19 protein-coding genes and 1 pseudogene are annotated in these 19,708 nt (G+C 70.7%); 7 read left to right on the top strand and 13 right to left on the bottom strand.

What is annotated here, in order from left to right; all coding sequences use genetic code 11:
* Window position 1: 1 nt before the first annotated feature.
* Together QE374_RS11860 and pgl are read right to left on the bottom strand one after the other, a co-directional pair.
* Window positions 2-1,714, bottom strand: coding sequence for a long-chain-fatty-acid--CoA ligase (locus QE374_RS11860; protein ID WP_309735103.1), 1,713 nt, complete (start codon window positions 1,712-1,714; stop codon window positions 2-4).
* Between the two features lie 29 nt (window positions 1,715-1,743).
* On the bottom strand, window positions 1,744-2,472 hold the full coding sequence (pgl, locus tag QE374_RS11855) for a 6-phosphogluconolactonase (protein WP_309735101.1): 729 nt from the start codon (window positions 2,470-2,472) through the stop codon (window positions 1,744-1,746).
* A 133-nt stretch (window positions 2,473-2,605) separates the two neighbouring features.
* Between pgl and QE374_RS11850 the strand changes: the two genes are divergently transcribed.
* The 3 genes and pseudogenes from QE374_RS11850 (at window position 2,606) to QE374_RS11840 (ending at window position 4,463) form a co-directional block, all read left to right on the top strand.
* The gene (locus QE374_RS11850) at window positions 2,606-3,424 is read left to right on the top strand and encodes an alpha/beta hydrolase (RefSeq protein WP_309735099.1); all 819 of its coding nucleotides are present in this window, start codon (window positions 2,606-2,608) and stop codon (window positions 3,422-3,424) included.
* Between the two features lie 49 nt (window positions 3,425-3,473).
* Entirely contained in the window at window positions 3,474-3,818 is a 345-nt protein-coding gene (locus tag QE374_RS11845; RefSeq protein WP_309735097.1) for a metalloregulator ArsR/SmtB family transcription factor, read from the top strand.
* Window positions 3,815-4,463, top strand: a pseudogene (locus QE374_RS11840) (cation transporter). The gene QE374_RS11845 and the pseudogene QE374_RS11840 overlap by 4 nt, the downstream one beginning before the upstream one ends.
* 10 nt (window positions 4,464-4,473) lie before the next feature.
* Here QE374_RS11840 and QE374_RS11835 read toward each other — a convergent pair.
* The 3 genes from QE374_RS11835 to QE374_RS11825 all read right to left on the bottom strand — a co-directional run bounded on the left by QE374_RS11835 (window position 4,474) and on the right by QE374_RS11825 (window position 6,080).
* Window positions 4,474-5,106: a LysE family translocator gene (locus QE374_RS11835; protein ID WP_309735095.1), complete on the bottom strand. Its 633-nt coding sequence runs from the start codon at window positions 5,104-5,106 to the stop codon at window positions 4,474-4,476.
* Between the two features lie 35 nt (window positions 5,107-5,141).
* Window positions 5,142-5,765, bottom strand: a complete 624-nt coding sequence (locus QE374_RS11830; protein WP_309735093.1) for a phosphatase PAP2 family protein — start codon at window positions 5,763-5,765, stop codon at window positions 5,142-5,144.
* Window positions 5,766-5,933: 168 nt separating this feature from the next.
* Window positions 5,934-6,080 (bottom strand): hypothetical protein, encoded by a 147-nt coding sequence (locus tag QE374_RS11825; RefSeq protein WP_309735091.1) that lies wholly within the window; start codon window positions 6,078-6,080, stop codon window positions 5,934-5,936.
* A 159-nt stretch (window positions 6,081-6,239) separates the two neighbouring features.
* On the opposite strand from QE374_RS11825, the gene QE374_RS11820 reads away from it, so the two are divergent.
* Window positions 6,240-6,986 carry an alpha/beta fold hydrolase gene (locus QE374_RS11820; RefSeq protein ID WP_309735089.1) on the top strand — a complete coding sequence of 249 codons (747 nt, stop codon included), beginning with the start codon at window positions 6,240-6,242 and terminating at the stop codon, window positions 6,984-6,986.
* 209 nt (window positions 6,987-7,195) lie between these two features.
* Here the strand turns inward: QE374_RS11820 and QE374_RS11815 are convergent, their stop codons facing one another.
* Window positions 7,196-7,810: a TetR/AcrR family transcriptional regulator gene (locus tag QE374_RS11815; RefSeq protein WP_309735087.1), complete on the bottom strand. Its 615-nt coding sequence runs from the start codon at window positions 7,808-7,810 to the stop codon at window positions 7,196-7,198.
* Window positions 7,811-7,882: 72 nt separating this feature from the next.
* On the opposite strand from QE374_RS11815, the gene QE374_RS11810 reads away from it, so the two are divergent.
* Complete coding sequence (locus QE374_RS11810; protein WP_309735086.1) at window positions 7,883-8,497, top strand: GNAT family N-acetyltransferase; 615 nt, start codon at window positions 7,883-7,885, stop codon at window positions 8,495-8,497.
* Here QE374_RS11810 and QE374_RS11805 read toward each other — a convergent pair.
* On the bottom strand, window positions 8,381-9,502 hold the full coding sequence (locus tag QE374_RS11805; protein ID WP_309735084.1) for an AraC family transcriptional regulator: 1,122 nt from the start codon (window positions 9,500-9,502) through the stop codon (window positions 8,381-8,383). The genes QE374_RS11810 and QE374_RS11805 overlap by 117 nt on opposite strands.
* Before the next feature lie 109 nt (window positions 9,503-9,611).
* Between QE374_RS11805 and QE374_RS11800 the strand changes: the two genes are divergently transcribed.
* Complete coding sequence (locus QE374_RS11800; RefSeq protein WP_309735082.1) at window positions 9,612-10,649, top strand: alpha/beta hydrolase; 1,038 nt, start codon at window positions 9,612-9,614, stop codon at window positions 10,647-10,649.
* Here QE374_RS11800 and QE374_RS11795 read toward each other — a convergent pair.
* Together QE374_RS11795 and QE374_RS11790 are read right to left on the bottom strand one after the other, a co-directional pair.
* Complete coding sequence (locus QE374_RS11795; RefSeq protein ID WP_396653350.1) at window positions 10,646-11,824, bottom strand: nitrate/nitrite transporter; 1,179 nt, start codon at window positions 11,822-11,824, stop codon at window positions 10,646-10,648. The two genes, QE374_RS11800 and QE374_RS11795, sit on opposite strands and share 4 nt — an antisense overlap.
* Window positions 11,825-12,004: 180 nt before the next feature.
* On the bottom strand, window positions 12,005-13,825 hold the full coding sequence (locus QE374_RS11790) for a DUF2207 family protein (RefSeq protein ID WP_309735080.1): 1,821 nt from the start codon (window positions 13,823-13,825) through the stop codon (window positions 12,005-12,007).
* Window positions 13,826-13,864: 39 nt separating this feature from the next.
* On the opposite strand from QE374_RS11790, the gene QE374_RS11785 reads away from it, so the two are divergent.
* Window positions 13,865-14,299, top strand: a complete 435-nt coding sequence (locus tag QE374_RS11785; protein WP_234074534.1) for a MarR family winged helix-turn-helix transcriptional regulator — start codon at window positions 13,865-13,867, stop codon at window positions 14,297-14,299.
* A gap of 8 nt (window positions 14,300-14,307) precedes the next feature.
* Here QE374_RS11785 and QE374_RS11780 read toward each other — a convergent pair whose 3' ends face one another.
* Genes QE374_RS11780 through QE374_RS11765 form a run of 4 tightly spaced genes read right to left on the bottom strand, consistent with a single transcriptional unit; the run spans window position 14,308 to window position 19,662 of the window.
* On the bottom strand, window positions 14,308-15,705 hold the full coding sequence (locus QE374_RS11780) for an L-serine ammonia-lyase (protein WP_309735077.1): 1,398 nt from the start codon (window positions 15,703-15,705) through the stop codon (window positions 14,308-14,310).
* 39 nt (window positions 15,706-15,744) lie between these two features.
* The gene (gene fdhD, locus QE374_RS11775; RefSeq protein ID WP_309735076.1) at window positions 15,745-16,608 is read right to left on the bottom strand and encodes a formate dehydrogenase accessory sulfurtransferase FdhD; all 864 of its coding nucleotides are present in this window, start codon (window positions 16,606-16,608) and stop codon (window positions 15,745-15,747) included.
* 7 nt (window positions 16,609-16,615) lie between these two features.
* On the bottom strand, window positions 16,616-19,033 hold the full coding sequence (locus QE374_RS11770; RefSeq protein WP_309735073.1) for an FdhF/YdeP family oxidoreductase: 2,418 nt from the start codon (window positions 19,031-19,033) through the stop codon (window positions 16,616-16,618).
* A 50-nt stretch (window positions 19,034-19,083) separates the two neighbouring features.
* Complete coding sequence (locus tag QE374_RS11765) at window positions 19,084-19,662, bottom strand: hypothetical protein (RefSeq protein ID WP_309735071.1); 579 nt, start codon at window positions 19,660-19,662, stop codon at window positions 19,084-19,086.
* Between the last annotated feature and the right edge of the window lie 46 nt (window positions 19,663-19,708).

Genomic DNA, 19,708 nt, shown 5'->3' with positions numbered 1-19,708 from the left:
CTCAGCGGGCCGACAGGCGCTCGCGGACGACCCGGCGCAGAACCTTGCCGATCTGCGACCGCGGCAGATCCTCCACCTCCACGATCCGCTTGGGCACCTTGTACGAGGTGATGTGCGTGCGCGCGAAGTCCCGCAGCGCGGACGCGTCGAAGACCGCGCCCTCGCGGGTGACGATCGCGGCCACCACATCCTCTCCACCGGAAGGGCGCGGGATGCCGACGACGGCCGCCTCTGCCACATCCGGGTGCAGCAGCAGCACCTGCTCGACCTCGGTCGGGCTGACGTTGAAGCCACCGGTGATGATGAGTTCCTTCACCCGGTCGATGACGGTGACGAAGCCGTCCTCGCTGACCGTCACGATGTCGCCGGTGCGCAGCCAGCCTCCGGGAAGCAGCACTGCCGCCGTCTCGTCGGGCTGCTGCCAGTAGCCCTGGAACACCTGCGGGCCGCGGATGAGCAGCTCCCCCGCCTCCCCGACCGGCCGGTCGACGCGCGGATCGTCGGGGTCGACGACCCGGATCTCGGTGCTCGGGAAGGGCACACCCACCGTGCCGGGGCGCCGCGACGGCCCGATCGGATTGCCCAGGGCGACCGGAGAGGTCTCGGTCATCCCGTAGCCCTCCACGAGCAGTCCGCCGGTCGCCTCCTCCCAGCGCGTCACCGTCGGCACCGGCAGGCTGGTCGCTCCGGAGATGGCGAAGCGGATGCTGGAGAGATCGACACCCTTGCGGGTGCTCGCCCGCGAGAGCGCATCGTAGATCGGCGGCACGGCGGGCAGGAACGTCGGCCTCGATTTCGCGGAGGCGGCGACGACCGCATCCACGTCGAACTTCGGGAAGAGCACGACGCGCGCACCCAGCGAGATCGCGAAGGTGAGGCAGAGGGTGAGCCCGTACGCGTGGAACAACGGCAGCACGGCGTAGAACACCTCGCCACCCTCGGTGAGCCCCGGGACCCACGCGCGCCCCTGCGCGGCGTTGGAGCGGAGGTTGCGGTGCGAGAGGATCGCCGCCTTGGGCGTGCCCGTCGTACCGCTGGTCAGCTGCAGCAGCGCGGTGTCGTCCAGACGCGGCTTCGGCCACTTGCGCGGGAGCTTGCGCACGCGCACGAAATCGGACCATTCGAGCAGGCCGCGGGCGCGGGGGCGGGTCGTCATCGCCTCACGCGTCTCGCGAGCCTTGGCCACCGGAAGCCGCAGCGCCAGGCGCTTGCCGAAGGGCAGCGCATCCGGCATCCGCACCGACACGATGGCCGAGGGCGCGACGTCCTCGGGGAACTCGGCGACGGTGTCGGCGACCTTGTCCCAGACGATCGCGACCACCGCGCCGTGCACCTCGAACTGGTGGCGCAGCTCACGCGGCGTGTAGAGCGGGTTGTGCTCGACGACGATCGCCCCGATGCGCAGAGCCGCGTAGAACGCGACGATGTGCTGGGGGCAGTTCGGCAGGATGAGCGCGACCCGGTCGCCGGCCTGCACACCCAGCTTGCGCAGGGCGTTCGCGGCGCGGGAGACCTGTTCGCCCACATCGGCGTACGTCGTCTCGGCGCCGAAGAACTCCAGCGCGACGCGGTCGCCGTAACGCGAGACGGACGCGTCGAGGAGGTCGACGAGCGTCTCGGTGACGGGTTCGATCTCGGCGGGCACTCCCTCTGCGTAGGAAGCGATCCAGGGGCGGGACTCCAGCGGCGAGCCGGAGATCGTGTCCGCGGTCATGTCCATTCCTCCCGTGCGCAGCGTGCGGCTCAGCTGGCCGCTGCCTCGTCGAACAGCCACTGCACGGACCCTCCGGCGGCGGTGACGTGAGCCGCGACGACCGCGATGGGCAGCGCGCCATCGGTGAGCGCCTCCGCCAGCGCATCCTTCTTGCCAGCGCCCGTCGCGAAGACGACCACATGCTGCGCGCCGTCCAGCGCCTTCAGCGTGAGCGTGATGCGTGTGGGCGGCGGCTTGGGCGAGTCGTGGACCGGGATCACGAGCTCGTCGACCGGTCGGAAGTCGGGGTGCCCGGGGAACAGCGACAGCGTGTGACCGTCTTCGCCGACGCCGAGCCAGACCAGATCGAGGCGCGGAGCACCCGCATCCGTCTTGGGCAGCGCAGCGATCGCCGCAGCGTAGCGACGAGCGGATTCGTGCTCGTCGACGTCCGTGTCGGGACGCAGCTGCACCATGGTGTCGAAGCCGGGCTGATCCAGGAGCGCGGGAGCGATCGTGCCCCAGTTCGACTGCGGGTCGCTGATCGGCACCGAGCGCTCGTCACCGATCAAGACGGTGACCTTCGACCAGTCGATCGCGTCCGCATCCTGGGCTGCGAGGATCGCGTAGGCCGCCATCGGCGAGCTTCCGCCGGCGAGTACCCACACGGCGCTGCCGTTCGCCTCGATCGCAGCGCCCAGCGTGCGAACCGCGTCGCGGGCGGCCTCGGCGGCGACGTCCGCGGCCTGCGGGAAGGTGGTGATCGAACCGTAGGTCACGATGGACTTCTCTCGTCTCGGATGAGGTCGGATGAGCGGGTGTCGCCGGCGTTCGCGGCGAGCAGCCTCGCCCTCATCGATTCAACCCCAGGTCGTATGCGATGAGATGCATGGCAGCTGGGAAACTGACCGGGTGGATCTCCGCCCCGCCTCTCTGCCCGTTGCCCTCACCCCGCTCGGGACCGCCGATGGCCGCCCGGCACTCGTCATCCCGGGCGGACCGTGCCGCCCGCCGGAATACCTCACCGACCTCGCGGACCTCGGCGAACAGCATCCCCTCGTCGTGCTCCACCCACGAGGCACGCCCGCATCCGGCGGCGTCTCGCGCGGCTGGTGGACCGATGCCGAAGACGTCGTCGCGGCGATCGACGCGCTCGGCCTCGACGCGGCCGACATCATCGGCCACTCCGCAGGCACGCGCCTCTCGCTCGCGGTCGCGACGCGTTTCCCCGACCGTGTCCGCTCCCTGGCCCTCGTGACGCCGCCCGCGACCTGGCTGACCGGCACCGCGCACGACGGCGACGACATCGCCGCGATGCGAGAGGACGCCGAGGGGATCGCGGGTTACGCATCGATCCTGACCGACGAGCCCGAGACGCAGGACGCGTTCGAGGAGGTGTTCCGCCGGCAGGCCCCTGCCACGTATGCACGGTGGACGGCGACAGAGCAGGCCCACGCCGGCATCGGACGCATGAACCTCGCAGCGGCCGAGGCCTGGTTCCGAGACATCCCCGCCGACGCCCTCGATCTCATCCGCGACGCGTCGCTGCCACCCACGCTCGTCGTCGGCGGGGACCTCGACCTGCTCACCGGTCGGCGACCCGTCGAGGAATACGCCGCGGCGTTGGGGGCCGAGCTCGTCATGATCCGCGGCTGCGGGCACTACCCCTGGGTGGAGAAGCCGGACGAGTTCCGGCGCATCCTCGACGAATGGCTCACCGCTCGGGCCTGATCGCGCCCCTCCTTCTCTATAGTTCACGAATGCGTGTACTATCCCTTCCATGACCTCCGTGCTCAACCGTGCCACCGCGACGCACACCGCCGCGCTGGCACGGCTCGGACACGCCCTCTCGGACCCGACGCGGGCAGGCGTCCTCTTGGCCCTGCGCGAGGCCCCGGCGTACCCGTCCGACCTGGCCGACGCCCTCGGCGTCTCGCGCCAGGTGATGTCCAACCAGCTCGCATGTCTCCGTGGATGCGGCCTGGTCGAAGCGATCCCTGAGGGGCGTCGCACCTGGTACCGCCTCGCCGACAGCCACCTGACCCCCGCGCTGGACGAGATGCTCAAGGTCGTCCTCTATGTCGAACCCGGCTGTTGCGCGGGCGAGAGCTGCACCTGCGCATGAGCACGACGGCCCCGCCCAGCAGCGGACGCCTCCGTGTGCTCCGGCGCCGCATCCGCTGGATCGTGACGGCGACGATCGCCTACAACGTCGTCGAAGCGGCCGTCGCACTCGCCGCCGGTGCCGCAGCCTCCTCGGCGGCGCTCGTGGCGTTCGGCCTGGACTCGACGATCGAGGTGCTCTCGGCGGCGGCGGTCGCCTGGCAGTTCACCCGCCGAGACCCGGAGCGCTGGGAGCGCGGCACACTGCGGGTGATCGCCGTCGCCTTCTTCGCGCTCGCGGCGTACGTCGCCGCCTCGTCGGCGTGGGCACTGACGACGCGCGTCGAAGCGGAGCACTCCCTCATCGGCATCATCCTCACGGCGCTCAGCGTCGTAATCATGCCGTTCCTCTCGCTCGCCGAGCGACGCGCCGGTCGGGAAGCGGGCTCCGCCACCGCCGTCGCCGACTCGACCCAGACGCTGCTGTGCACGTACCTCTCCGCCGCGGTGCTGCTCGGGCTCGTTCTCAACAGTGCGTTCGGATGGGTGGTGGGCCGACGCGGTCGCGGGCCTCACGATCGCCGCGTTCGCCGTCCGAGAGGGCGTCGAGGCATGGCGCGGCGACGCCTGTGCGACCTCGCTCGGAATGGTGCTCGAGAACGAGTAGTGAGCGCGGTTCAGCTCTTCGAGCCGCTGACGGCCATCACTCCGCCGAGGCCGATCATCATGACGCCCCCGGCGCCGGCGAGTGTGGAGATACGGCGCGGTGAACGGGCGAACCAGGCACGCGCCGTCCCCGCGGCGAGCGCCCACCCGCTGTCGCACACGAGCGCGAGCGTCTGGAAGATGAGCCCCAGCAGCAGCAGCTGCAGCCATACGGCCCCGGCCGCCGGGTCGACGAACTGCGGCAGGACCGCCACGAAGAACGCGATCGTCTTGGGGTTGGTGAGCCCCACGACGAACCCCTGGCGCAGGAGCGTGAAGGTCGAGACCGGGGCGCGGTCGATACCGTCCACGCGGGCGCGGCGGTGGCGGATCGCCTGGATCCCGAGCCAGACGAGGTACGCGGCACCGGCGATCTTGATGATCGTGAACGCGACGACGGATGCGGCGACGATCGCGCCGACGCCGAAGGCGACCGCCACGACCGCGGGCACCGTGCCGAGGGCGTTCCCGACGACGCTGAGAACGCCCGCCCGACGCCCGAGCGCGATCGAGCGCCCGATGACGAACAGCACACTGGGCCCGGGGATCACGATGATCACCACCGACGTCACGACGAAGGCGACGAGGTTCTCGAACGGGATCATGGCCGAACTCTAGCGGCCAACTGTTTCCGGCGGAGTCAGTGGCCGTGACCGAGCCGGCGCGCACGCATCCGGCACGCCGCCCACGCCGTGATGGCAGGAACCGCGAGGCCGATCAGCGCCCCGGCTGCGACGTCGTGCAGGTAGTGCGCTCCCTCCAGCATGCGGGCGGCTGCCACGATGAAGGCGAAGAAGAGCGCGGCGAGCGTGAGCCAGCCCCCGCGCGCCGCGACGGCGATCACGACCACGGCCGCGAACGCGAGAGCGGCGTGGTTCGACGGCAGAGAGAAGTCGGCGGCGTCGCACACGCCCGCCGCAGGCCATCTCGTGCACGGACGGGACTGGGCGAGCAGGAGCTTGAGCCCTTCGCTCGCCGCGTAGGCGATCACCACACCGATGGCCGCCCCCATGGTGGCGGCGCGCCGATCCTTCCGACGCCTCCACGACCATGTGCCGACGATCGCGGTGACGACCGCGAGAGCCAGAAGCGCGCCGTCGGAGAGGCGTTCCACCGCGGGCACAGCGAAGCCGAACGCCGACATCGCGCGCGTCACCGCCACGCTGAGACTCTGGCCGGACAGCGGAACAAGCAGGATGAGCAGGGCGAGAACGCCGGTCATCAACAAGGTCAGCGAGAGTCGGGCCGGAAGAACGCGGTGCATCTCACGAACGCTAACGATGACACGGTCGGCCGCGGATCGTCCTCCCGCTGTATTCGCCTCCCCCCGAAGTCGGATCTTTCGGGCGGCGCGCCGTCAGCCTCGGCAGAGCGCCGCGATCTCCGGCGCCACCCGGCGGCGCCCCTTCACCCTCGCCGACACGGGATGCGGTCAGTCGCGACCGTGGTCGACGACCGCTTCCTCGGCGGCGTCCATCGCCGCCTCGCCCTCTTCCTGCGACTCCGACCCGCCGGATGCGGCGGAGTCGTGGGTCTTCTCATTGTGCTCGTCGCGTCCGGTGCTCTCGGCGTTGCTCATCACGATCTCCCTCGTGTTCGTTGCCTTCGGATTCGGGACACGTCCAGTCCACTCCTTCGTTGCGACCTGCACAGGGGGGTTGCGCGCCAGACGTATGGGGCGCATGTCAGCCTTCACCGCGCTGCCGACCGCCCCGACTGACTGCCAAGATCGAAGGCGATGTACGCGATATCGACCGGCCCCCGAGACGCTCACACCGTTCTGCTGCTGCACGGCGGAGGTGTTGCCGGATGGATGTGGGCTCCGCTGCGCGACCGTCTCGCCGCCGACCACCGCGTGATCGTCCCCGATCTGCCCGGTCACGGCCGATCCTCGCGAGAACCGTACGTGTCCCACGCAGACACCGTCTCGCGGCTGGTCAGTCTGCTCGAGCAGGAGTCTCCCGACAGCCCCGTCTCCGTCATCGGATTCTCGCTCGGCGCGCAGCTGGCTCTGGAACTCGCGGCGACGCACCCTTCCCTCATCCGGGACGCCGTCATCGTGAGCGCGCAGGTCGAGCGCGTGCCGCTCACCGGGTTGACGCTGGCACTGCTCACCCTTTCCGCCCCGCTCGCACGCAGGCGCTGGTTCGCGAAGCTCCAGGCGAGAGAGCTCTTCATCCCGCCCGCCATGATGGACGATTACATCCGCACCAGCAGGACGATGTCGCGCATGAACCTGCTCGCCGCCGTCGGCGGCAATCTGCGATTCACCCTCCCGGACAGTTGGTCGCACTTCGAGGGCAGGTCACTGGTGCTCGTGGGCAGCAAGGAGCGACGCATCATGCGCGGCTCCGCCGAGACCATCCACGCTGCGCAGCCGGCGAGCGCCCTCGAGGTCGTCGACGGATGCGGGCACGGGATTCCCCTGCAGCGCCCCGACTGGTTCGCCGACCGCGTGCGCGTGTGGCTCGCGGCGGCGAACTGAGCAGCGCGTCGACCCGCGAAACCTGGGCTCCACCTATGCGTCGGCAAAGAATCACGAAAAGGTAACGGAAACCTCTTCCCCTCCGTTATCGCACCGTTATAGAGTGCTTGCACGGTAGTTGTTTTGCTGTGGCAGCTACCGACATGTGATCGCAGGACACTCTTGGTGCAAAGGGACAAGGGCCGGTCGGAAGCCTCTCCGACCGGCCCTTACTGCATCACCGCAACGCTCGCGAAACCGCCCGCGAGCACCGCGACCACCGCGTCGACCTGAGCGTCGTCCCGCGTCGTGAGCCACCACTCCGCGAGCCCGTCCGCCGCGGCATGGATCGCCGAGACCACCACCTGCGGCGATGCCAGACGCACGCCTCGCTGCGCACACCAGAGCTCGAGCCGCTCGGCGATCATCCGCCGGTACGCCGCGGATTCGACGCGAGCCGCATCCACCAGAGCATCGGATGCACGGGCGAGAGCGGTCAGCTCCGCCAGCCGCTCGAATCTGCGGGGGTCCGAGCGCACCTCCGCAAGGAAGGAGCCCAGCGCCGCGGCCACCGCCACATCCAACGTCTGGGCAGGCAACGGCTCAGCCCAGACCCGCGCGGCGAGGCGCTCGGACTCCCGATCCAGCAACGCGGCGACAAGAGCGGCCTTCGACCCGAACGCGTAGTTCACGACACGATGCGCCACGCCGGCACGCTGCGCCACAGAGCGCAAGGAGAGAGCGCCGGCACCGTCCTCGACCATGACCTCCACCGCCGCATCCAGGAGCTGTCTGCGACGTTCGGCCACTCCGAGATAGGGCCGCGACTGCACTTCATCCTTCACAGCATCCTCCGAGCCGGTGGTCGATCCCCGCATCCATACTAGTTTTATCCACTCGGACCAATTGGAGTCGCCATGTCGAACATCACCGTCGCTCCCGCCCGCGCCGAAGAACTGCGCCCTGCGGCCGAGATCCTCGCCGAGGCCTTCGAGCACGACCCGGTTCTCGGGGTCATCGTGCCGCAGCGCGACCGACGTCGCGAACGACTGACGGATCTGTTCGAGGGCACGCTGAGCGCCGGCCCCTACGCGACGGGGACGGTCGACCTCGCCCGCGACGGCGACGGAGAGCTGCTGGGCGTCGCGGCATGGGAGGGGCCCGAAGCACGCCGCGGGGCGTTCGGGCGTCTCGCGCAGCGACTCCCCCTGTTCGTCCGCTCGATGGGATGGATGCGGCTCGCCCGCGCATTCGGACTGCTCAACCGGATGGAGCAGTACCGGCCGAAGACTCCGCACTGGTATCTGGCCGAGATCGGTGTCAGCGCCCGTGCCCGCGGGAAAGGCGTCGGGGCGACGCTGCTGGCCACGCATCTGCGCGCACTCGACGCGATGCGCCAGAACGCGTACCTCGAGTCATCGACCCCCGACAACCGCCGTCTGTACCGGCGACTCGGCTTCGAGGAGCTCGCCCCCATCACGGGCCTTCCCGGGGCCCGGCCCGTCGCAATGCTGCGCCGCCCGGTGGGCTGAGACGCGACGCCACTCGGTCGGCGACATCCCCACCCATCGCCGGGTCGCGCGCCGGAGCGACCGCGCATCCGCGAAGCCGGCCGCGGCCGCCACCTCACCCAACGACGGAGCGGATGCGGCGAGCAGCCGCTCCGTCAGACGGCGTCGCTGATCGTCGACGAGCGCGCCGTACGACGTGCCGGCGTCGGCGAGACGCCGGCGGAGAGTGCGCTCGCTCATCGACGCGGCACGTGCGTGCGCCGTGAGCGGGAGCACATCCGGCAGCTCGGCCGCGATCCGGGCGGCGACGCGGGCGACCAGCTCGCGGCGATCCACCGCCGACGCCGCCTCCGCCTCGAGCCCGGCGCACGTCGATGTGAACGTCCACGGATCCGCGTAGGGGTTCGCCCGCTCGGTCAGACGCGCATCGACCCACCAGGCGTCCTGCGCGGCGGCGAACCGCACCGGCGCGCCCAGGCCGCGCTCGTAGGCACTCGTGTCCGCGGGGCGCGCACGCGCGAGATCCACGCGCTCCGGTCGCACCGTGCCCGCCGAGACGTCGTGCACCATGCGCGTGAAGTGCGCGAAGGCGGCATCGATCAGTACCCGATCCACGGACGGGTCGCCCGTGTAGGTCTCGGCGACGACCGCGAGCGAGCGCTCGTGCTGCTCGAGACGCCAGCGCACCGGAGACCCGGCGAGCAGCTGGAACCGCACGGCGACCTCGATCGCGTCGCGGATTCGGGCGGCGGAGAGCATCGCGAGGCCGAGCATCCCGAGGACGGTCACCGGCTGCCGCCGCCCGAGCTCGACTCCGAGTGCGGGGTCGTCGAGGGCGGCGCCCGCCGCGGCGACGATCAGCCGCATCTGCGAGAGCGACACCCGCGTGCTGTCGGCATCGAGAGAGCCGCGGTCGACCCCCGCGCGCCGCAGCGCTTCGTCGATGCTCACGTCGCGCTCGTCGGCGAGGCTCACCAGATGGCGGAGGAGGTGAGGGCCGACGGTGGCCACGCGGGGGACGCTCATGGGGTCATTCTGTCTGACCGCCGGGGTCCGCAGGAACGACCGCCGGGGCCCGCACCGCGCGACGAGCGCCCCCTAACGTGTTGCGCACCCACCCACGAAGAGGACGCCCGTGAGCCCCACCGCACAGGAGCGCGTCACGCGCACCGTCATCCGCACCCTCGGGGCGCTGCCCGCCCCACTCCAACGCCTGATCGCGGGCCGGCCGGTCGAGATCGACGGCCAGCGCCTTCTCACCGAGGTGCAGATGGCGCTCCGACTGCTCAACGCACTGCCCGGCGCCGCATTCGAGGAGCTGCCGCTGGCGCAGGCGCGCGCGCAGGTGGATGCGGAGGCGCGGATCTTCGGACGCAGCGACCGCGTCGCCCTCGTCGAGGACATCCGCATCCCGACGCGGGGCGGTGGTGTCGGCGCACGTCTCTATCGAGGGTCGGCGACGAAGGCACCGACCGGCACCGTGGTCTACTTCCACGGGGGCGGCTGGGTGGTCGGCTCTCTCACCTCGTGCGATTCCGTGTGCCGCTTCATCGCGGCACACACCGACCTGCGCGTCGTGTCGGTGGACTATCGCCTGGCTCCCGAGCATCCGTTCCCCGCGGGCGTCGAGGACGCGGTCGACGCGTACCGCTGGGTACGCGAGCATCCGGAGTGGGGCACCACGGTGGCCGTCGCGGGCGACAGCGCCGGCGGCAACTTGAGCGCGGTCGTCTGCCAGCTCACCGCGGATGCTCCGCCGGATTTCCAGCTGCTCTTCTTCCCTGTCACCGACACGAGCAGGAAGCACGCGTCGTACGCCCTCTTCGGCGAGGGCTACTTCCTCACCGAGCGGCAGATGGACTGGTACATCCAGCACTACCTGCCTCGAGAAGCCGACCGCACGGATCCCCGCGCATCGCCCCTGTTGGGCGCGCTCGCGGGGCAACCACCCGCGCACGTCGCCGTGTCGGGGTTCGACGTGCTGCGCGACGAGGGCATCGCGTATGCGACCCGTCTGCGCGAGGCCGGAGTGCCCACCACGCTGCAGGTCGTGCCCGGCCACATCCACGCGTTCGTCAACGCCACCGGTGTCGGCCGGACGAGCAGCGCCGCCTTGGCCGAAGCGGTCGACGCGCTCGTAGCGGGCATGCGCACGGCGCGGCTGACGCGCTAGTACGCGCCGTGGGCGCGCCGACGTGCGCGGGACTCGACGAGGACCCCGACGGCGCCCACGACCCACAGCGCGAACGTCGCGGTCATGGCCAACCGCAACTGGTCGCGCGTGTACGCGGCGGGATCGGCTCCCTGCAGGTCGAGCACGACACCGATCACGTAGACGAGCACGAGCGCCGCGATGAAGCCGCCCATGTTGACCACGCCGGTCGCGGTCGACAACCGAGAGAGCGGGTTGTCCCGGCGCACCACGTCGAAGGCGATCATGGATGCGGCGCCGCCGCTGGAGAGGGTGACGACCCACACGACGAGCAGCCACAGCGGAGCCTCGCCCGGGGTGATGAGCACAGCGGCCAGCGCCACGGCCTGGGCCGCGACGGAGCCCAGCGCGACCAGCGCACGCCGACCCGGATGCGCGGCCGAGAGCATGCCCATCAGCGGGGCGAACACCGCGCCGCTGAGCACGAACACGGTCACCAGGCCCGCGGCCGCATCACGGGAGAGCCCCTCGCCCGCCATGAGGAAGGGAATGCCCCACAGCAGCGCGAACGCGGTACCGGCGAAGGGCGTGACGAAGTGGATCCAGAACCCGAGCCGCGTGCCCGGTTCGCGCAGCGCCGCAACGACGAGCGCGAACTGGCGCGGGCGCGGCCGGCCGTCGGCCGCAACGGGCCGACCCCGCTCGCGGATGATCAGCGCGTCGAGCACGGCGAAGACGACGAACACCCCCGCGACGGCGGCGAAGGCGCTCTCCCAGCCGATGCCGTGCGCGAGGGAGGTGAGCAGCACCACGCTGAGCACCTGCCCGAGCTGGCCGAACTGCGCGGTGATCTGCTGCAGCACCGGCACCCGTTTGGCGGGCAACCAGAGAGCGATGAGGCGCAACACGCTCGGGAAGATGAGCGCATCCCCGGCACCGGTCAGAAGACGCGCCAGGATCGCCGAGGGTACGTCGGGGGCGAACGCCAGCCACAGCGAGCCGCCGGCCATGGTCAGCATCCCGACCGCCCCGATGACACGGGCACCCCAGCGATCCAGCAGCAGACCCGCTGGGATCTGCATGGCGCCGTAGACCGCGAGCTGGAGCGTGGTGAACAGAGCGAGCGTGCTGGATCCGGCGTCGAACCGCACCGCCATGTCGGTGCCGAGCCCCGCGAGCGAGCTGCGGCCGACGATCGCGACGAGGTACGTGAAGCGCGCCGGCGACCCAGATGATCCAGGGCAGGGCCCCGCGGGCTGGGCCCGGAACGCGGATCGTGCCGGTCGAGGCCCCGTAGTCGGTCATTTCGGGTGCGGGGCAGCCGAGAAGGGGCGCACTCCGCGAGCGAAAGACATCGAGGCCATTCTACCGAGCGCTCAGACGCCGCCTCCGCCGCCGCCACCACCGCCGCCGCCCGCGGACCCGCCACCGGTCGAGCCGCCGGAGCTGCTCGAACTGGAGACGGCCGCAGCCGAGAGCGAGCTGATGCCGCTCGTGAAGGCGCTCACGTTGAACGCGGTCGCCCCGGCGTACCAGAGTGGCGCGCCGGTGCTCTCGTAGTAGACGGCCAGCTGGGCCGCCCACTGCTTCTCGAGGCCGAACACGACAGCGTAGGGCAGCAGCGGTTCGTAGATCGCGAGGACCGCAGCCGCATCCGTCGCATCGACCGGACGCCGCTCGGCCGTCTGAGGCGACTGCAGCATACGGATGCGGTCGGCCTCCGCCCAGCTGATGAAGAGCCGGAGCCCCGCGAGCTGCTCCCGGGTCTCGGCGCCTTTCGGACTGACGGGACGGTGCGACAGGAGGAGGAGGCCTGCGGCACCGAACAGAGCCGCGACGATGAACACGATCACGGGTGGGGCCGGGTCGACCTGCGCGGACAGCGCCAGCGCTCCCGTGACGATGGTCGCCGCCGTCGTGAGGATCAGCGCCCAGACCGCCAGTCGCCTGCGCCCCGGCGGCACGGTGCGATACATGCCGCGCTCGTCCAGCTCGGCCCCCGCCCACATCCGCATGTCCTCCGCCGTCTTCGCGAGGCGCGTGCTGCGCTCGCCGAACGCGAACTCGGCACCGGGCTGGGCGTTCTCGTCGAACAGCGCGTCGATGAACTCGCGGCCGTCCTCGCCGGCGAGGGATGGATCGACCAGCACGGCCCGCAGCTTCGGCCGCGCCCGGGATCCGCCCGGCACCTCTTCGATACGGATCGCGCCCCGCAAGGCGAGTTCGAGAAGCGCCGCGGGCGCGGCCTTCGTGGGCTTCGACAGCAGCACCGCAGCGGTCAGGGGCGTGACGTCCGCGGGGGGCTCGTACTCGGCGACGACGAGGCCACGGCCGGGAGAGTCGCGCAGCACCCGACGCCAGACGACGATCGCCCACGCGAACGCGCCCAGCAGAGCCAGGAACGATGCGCTCTGGGCCCAGCCCCACGCGGAGGCGAAGTAGCTGCTGTCGAACATCACGAAGGTGCCCGGCTCGAACCCCACCGACAGCGTGACCGTCTGGCGCGGCGCGACGTTCGCCACCGATACGGATGCGGCCGCCGCATCCGTATCGAGAGTGATCGGGCACGTCGTCGCATCGCCCTGCTCGCCCACGTAGCAGGCGGCCTGGCCGGTGAGGGAATCGGCGAGGGCGGGGTCGACGTGGAGGGTCGCGGAGACGGAGCCGAAGACCTGCCCCCAGTCGACGCCGTTCACGTCCCAGTAGAACTCCTCCGTCCCCGTCTTCGGGAAGTACCAGGTGACGTTGCTCAGGTCGTACGTGAAGACGTAGGTCTGCGCACCGTGCACGAAGTCGTCCACGCGCGAGGTCACGCTCCACGTCCCGTCGTCGCTGTCGACCTCGGCGTCTCGCGGCGCGCCCGTCTCGTCGGTGACGGAGACGAGTTCGGGCCGCAGCGGCTGACCGTTGTAGGTATCGGGGATGGTGCGGCGCATGCCGTGGTTCTGATCGATCTCGGGGAAGTCGGCCACGAAACGCTCGACGACATGCAGCCGGGAGGTGCCGTCGTCCGTGCGGGTCAGCGTGTAGTCGACATCGAGGCTGCGGAACGTGAAGTCGTCGACGCCGGCCCCCACGACCGTCGCGGGCTTCGGGGGCGCGGGCGCCTGCGGTGCGGCGGCGAAACCCGTCACCGTGAGAGCGAGGGCGAGAGCGGATGCGGCGGCGATGACGCGCGTGAGTGCCCCGGCGATCATGGCACCAGCCTATGCCGGGCACGGCGTACGCTATCGGGCATGAGCGACCGCCGTCTGGCCATCGATGCCTGGGAGAGCCTGTTCCGGGCCCAGCACGAGATCTTCGCGGAGGTGGGGGCCGACTTCGAGCAGAGCGGCCTGCAGCAGGGCGAGTACGACGTGCTCCTGACCGTCACCCGGGCCCCCGACATGTCGGCGCGGCTGCGCGACGTGACGCGCAACATGCTCATCAGCCAGCCCAGCGTCTCGCGTCTGGTCGACCGGATGGTCGCGCGCGGACTGCTCTCCAAGTGCACCGATCCCGACGACGGCCGCGGCGCCATCGTCCGGGCCACCGACACGGGTGCACGGCTGTTCCGCTCCATCGCAGCAGTGCACAGCCGATCGATCGCCGAGCATATGTCGACCCTCGACGACGACGAGCTGCGCACCCTGCTGGATCTCACGCAGAAGCTCCGGCCCCGTCGGGACTGAGCACCCGCTCAGCACTCGACGACGTTGACGGCGAGACCGCCCTCACTCGTCTCCTTGTACTTCGTCGACATGTCGATGCCCGTCTGACGCATCGTCTCGACGACGGTGTCGAGCGAGACGTAGTGCGAACCGTCGCCGCGCAGCGCGAGACGGGAGGCGGTGACCGCCGTGGCGGCGGCGATGGCATTGCGTTCGATGCACGGGATCTGCACGAGCCCGCCGACGGGGTCGCAGGTGAGACCGAGGTGGTGCTCCATCGCGATCTCGGCCGCGTTCTCGATCTGCGCCGGGGTTCCTCCCATGACGGCCGTGAGCCCACCCGCCGCCATCGCGCAGGCCGAGCCGACCTCGGCCTGGCATCCGCCCTCCGCCCCTGAGATCGAGGCGTTCGCTTTGAACAAGGATCCGAGCGCGGTGGCCGTCAGCAGGAAGCGCCGGATGCCGCGCGGCCGCTCGTCGTCGGCGATCGCCCGGTCGAGGCCGACGCCCGCATCCGCGAGGAAGCGCCACCAGTACATGGCGACGGCGGGAAGGATGCCGGCAGCCCCGTTCGTGGGCGCCGTCACCACCCGCCCGCCCGCGGCGTTCTCCTCGTTGACGGCGAGCGCGAAGGCTCCGAGCCACTCGCCGGGAAGCTCACGATGGCCGATCGCCTGGGCGCTCTCGAGCTGCGCGCGCAGCGATCCGGCGCGACGCTTGACACCGAGCCGGCCCGGGAGCACGCCGTCGTGGGCGAGCCCGGCCGCGACGCAGGCGCTCATCGCGTCCCAGATCGCGTCGAGTCCGGTGCGCACGTCGTCCTCGCTGCGCCAGGCCTCCTCGTTGCGGCGGGCGATCTCGGCGATGGAGAGGCCGGTCTCGGCGCACAGCGCGAGCAGCTGGGCGGCGCTGGAGTACGGATGGGGCACGGCCGCAGGGGCCTGTAGCGCCTCGCCGTCGCGGCGGATGAAGCCGCCGCCGACCGAGAAGTAGGTCTCACTCGCGAGGGGCTCCCCCGCCGCATCCCACGCCGTCAGCGTGAGGGCGTTGGGGTGCTCCGGACGACGCACGCGGGGCGAGAGCACGATGTCGGCTCTCTGGAAGCGGACCGGATGGATGCCTGCGAGCAGGAGCATCCCGTCGTCACCGATCGCGGACCACGCGCCGCGCACGAGATCCGGGTCCACCGTGTCGGGTCGGTGACCCGCCAGCCCCGCGACGATCGCGTCGGGGGTGCCGTGCCCGATGCCCGTCGCACCCAGGGAGCCGAACAGCTCGCACCGCACACGATGCACGCGCTCGAGCAGCCCCGCATCCGCGAGACGGTCGACGAAGACCCCGGCGGCGCGCATCGGCCCGACGGTGTGGGAGCTCGAGGGTCCGACACCGATGGAGAACAACTCGAACGCCGAGACGTATGCGCTCACCCCGTCAGCCTACGCTCGGCTCGTCCGGATGCGACGGGCTCACTCCTCGACGGCCACCCGCTCGGGGTGCGCGTACACGTTCAGCGAGGTGCCGCGGGAGAACCCCACGAGGGTGAGGTGCATCGACGAGGCCAGCTCCACCGCGAGCGAGGACGGCGCCGAGACCGCGGCCAGCACGGGGATGCCCGCCATGATCGCCTTCTGCGCGAGCTCGAAGCTGGCACGACCCGAGACCTGCAGCACGGTGCCTGCGAGGGGCAGCCGATCGGCGAGCAGCGCCCAGCCGACCACCTTGTCGACGGCGTTGTGGCGCCCCACGTCCTCACGCAGCACCAGCAGCTCGCCCGTCGCGATGTCGAAGAGCGCCGCCGCGTGCAGGCCGCCCGTCTTCTCGAACAGTGCCTGACCGCTGCGCAACGTGTCGGGGAGCGAGGCGAGCCACCGCGCGGGAGCGCGGCTGTCGTCGGCGGACAGGTCGAAACGCGACACCTTGGTGATCTGTTCGATGGATGCGGCTCCGCAGACGCCGCAGGAGCTCGTCGTGTAGAAGTTGCGGGCCGCATCCTTGGCGGGGATCTCGCTGCCGGGCGCGAGGGCCATGTCGAGCACGTTGTAGGTGTTCTCGCTCTGGGGTGCACCGACGGGGGTGCTTCCCGGCCCTCCGCAGTGGATCGCGCTGCGGACGTCGGAGCCGGCGGCGATGACGCCCTCCCCCGTGAGGAACCCGGCGGCCAGCTCGAGATCGTGACCCGGGGTGCGCATCGTCACGACGAGCGGCTCCCCGCTCACGCGCACCTCCAGCGGTTCCTCCACGACGACCGTGTCCGCGCGGCGACGTGTCGAGACGCCGTCGTCCGTGAAGGCGATGCGCGTGACCGGCGTGCGCTCGGTGAGTCTTCCCATGCCGCCCTCAGCGGTGCTCGAGGCGCACGATGACCGCTTTGGAGGTCGGCGTCCCGCTCACGTCGGCGACCGACTCCAGGGGCACGAGCACGTTCGTCTCGGGGTAGTAGGCGGCAGCATTCTGACGGGGCGTGTCGTAGGAGACGATGCGGAAGCTCTCGGCGCGGCGCTCCTCCAGCCTGCCGTCCGCGTCCGTCCACTCGGAGACGAGGTCGACGATCTCCCCGTCGACGAAGCCGAGTTCGCGGATGTCTTCGGCGTTGACGAGCACCACGCGCCGGCCGCCGTGGATCCCGCGGTACCGGTCGTCCTTGCCGTAGACGGTGGTGTTGTACTGATCGTGAGAGCGCAGCGTCTGCAGCAGCAGACGCCCGGCAGGGATGCGCGGGTACTCGAGCGGATTGACGGTGAAACGCGCCTTCCCGTCGATCGTCGCGAACCGGCGCTCGTCGCGCGGACCGTTCGGCAGGAAGAAGGTGCGCCCCTTCTGGATGCGGCTCTCGTAGTCCTCGAACCCCGGGATGACCCGCTCGATGTGCGAGCGGATGAGCGCATAGTCCGCCTCGAGGGCGGCCCAGTCGGCGTGCGGCACGTTGGCCGGATCGTGGAGGCCGGCCGCATCCAGGCCTTCCGGCTCGACGGTTCCGTGTTCGGGAAGCGTGCGTTCGTGATCGCCGTCGTGCGCGGCCGGCGCGTCCTGGGGCGAGGATCCGCCGCCGAAGACGAGCGCACACAGCCGCGCGATGATCGCGACCTCGCTGAGCATGTCGTCCGAGGGCGGCGCCAGCCGGCCGCGCGAGGCGTGCACGGCGCCCATCGAGTCCTCCACCGTGACGCGCTGCTCCCGGCCACCACGACGATCGCGGTCCGTGCGTCCGAGCGTCGGGAGGATCAGCGCACGTCGGCCGGTGATGACGTGGGAACGGTTCAGCTTGGTCGACACGTGCACCGTGAGCCCCACGCGCGCCATGCCCGCCTCGACGACCGCGGTGTCGGGCGTCGCCGACACGAAGTTGCCTCCCATTCCCATGAAGAAACGGACCCTGTCGTCGCGCATCGCACGGATGGCGGCGACGGTGTCGAAACCGTGGGCACGGGGCGCGGAGAAGGAGAACTCCCGATCGAGCGCGTCGAGGAACGCATCCGCCGGCTTCTCGTAGATGCCGACCGTGCGGTCTCCCTGCACGTTCGAGTGACCGCGAACCGGGCAGACCCCCGCCCCCGGGCGGCCGATGTTGCCCTGCAGCAGGAGCACGTTCACGACGTCACGGAGGGTGGGCACGGAGTGCTTGTGCTGAGTGAGCCCCATCGCCCAGCACACGATCGTCGCCTTCGAGGCGCGCACCTCGTCGCCGATGGCGCGCAGCTCCTGCTCGCTGAGGCCGGTGGCCTCCTCCAGCTGGGACCACTCCGCATCCGCCATCTGACGGCGGTACGACTCGAACCCGCTCGTGTGGGCGCTAATGAAGGCCGTGTCCAGCACGTCGCCGTCGCGGTCCTGCGCCTCGAGCAGGTGCTTGCCGATCGCGTGGAAGAGCGCCTGATCGCCGCCGGAGCGGATCTGCACGAAGCGGTCGGCGAGCTTCGTGCCGCCGAAAGCGACCCCGCGCGGGGTCTGGGGGTTCTCGAACCGCATGAGGCCCGCTTCGGGCAGCGGGTTCACCGCGATGATGCGCGCTCCGCGCTGCTTGGCCTTCTCGAGGGCCGAGAGCATGCGGGGATGGTTGGTGCCCGGGTTCTGTCCTGCCACGATCAACAGGTCCGCCTCGTGGATGTCCTCGATGGAGACGGTGCCCTTGCCGATGCCGATCGTCTCCGTCAGCGCCGAGCCGCTCGACTCGTGGCACATGTTCGAGCAGTCGGGCAGGTTGTTGGTACCGAGGCCGCGCACGAGCAGCTGGTACAGGAACGCCGCCTCGTTCGAGGTGCGACCGGATGTGTAGAACACCGCCTCGTCGGGGTGAGACAGTGACCTCAGCTCGTCCGCGATCATCTCGAGCGCGGCATCCCACGAGATGGGGCGGTAGTGCGTCGCCCCTTCGTCGAGCACCATCGGATGCGTCAGCCGCCCCTGCTGTCCGAGCCACCAGTCGTCGCCCTGGCGAAGGTCCTCGATCGAGTGCGCGGCGAAGAACTCCGGTCCGACGCGACGTACGGTCGCCTCCTCCGCGACGGCCTTGGCTCCGTTCTCGCAGAACTCCGCGACATGGCGCTTGTCCTCCTCCGGCCACGCGCAGCCGGGACAGTCGAAACCGTCCTTCTGATTGACGCGGAGGAGGGTCTCGGCGGATCGTTTGAGGCCCATCTGCTCGTTCGCGATCTGGAGCGCGTGGAGCACGGCCGGCACGCCCACCGCGACCTTCTTCGGTCGCGACACGTGCACGCGGGTCTCATCGATATTGGCCGTCGGCGGCTTCATCGGCATGCCGCCAGAGTACGCCCAAGCGCGAGGACCGGGATCCGCGCTCACGCGCCTCAGTCGTCGGCAGCCCCCCAGAACGCCCGCGCGTCGCGGGCCGCCGCGTCATCCCGGTTCCCGTTGAGCGCCTCGAAGGCGGCGCTCGCTCGAGCCGGATCACCGTCGGTTTCGGTGACCACCAGCACGGGGTCGATGCCGATCGCTGCAAAGGTCCGGCGTACCGCATCCGAACCCAGTGCACGGATGAGCGCGCGGTCGGTCTCGGCGATCCACCGGTCGCTCCAGGCGAACTCGTCCTCCGGGTCCGCGCTGAACTCCGGGTGCGCATCCGCCCATTCGCCCAGCTCCGCAGCCAGCGCCGCGAGTTCCTCGCTCTGAACCTCGATGCCGGACTCGTCGGGCCACCAGCGGAAGTACGCGGCCTCGTCAGGATCGAGGTCGGCATCTGCCACCTCTGCGAGGCGGCTCTCGGTGTGGGCGAACAGGGCGGGCACGGTGTTGCCGTCCGCCACGGCGATCGCCGCGGCGTATATGCGCCCGGCGACCACATCCGCGGGCAGTGCTCGGACGGCGGCGACGAGCGCCGCCTCCCAGCGACGGCCCCAGTCATCGACGAACTGCTGCAACGCGTCCATGGGCGCGATCGTAGCCCGCCGCGCGGGGCGACCCGTCGGGGAGCAG

Source organism: Microbacterium sp. SORGH_AS_0428 (assembly GCF_031453615.1).
GTDB lineage: Bacteria > Actinomycetota > Actinomycetes > Actinomycetales > Microbacteriaceae > Microbacterium.
This window is presented reverse-complemented; position numbering and strand designations above follow the sequence as displayed.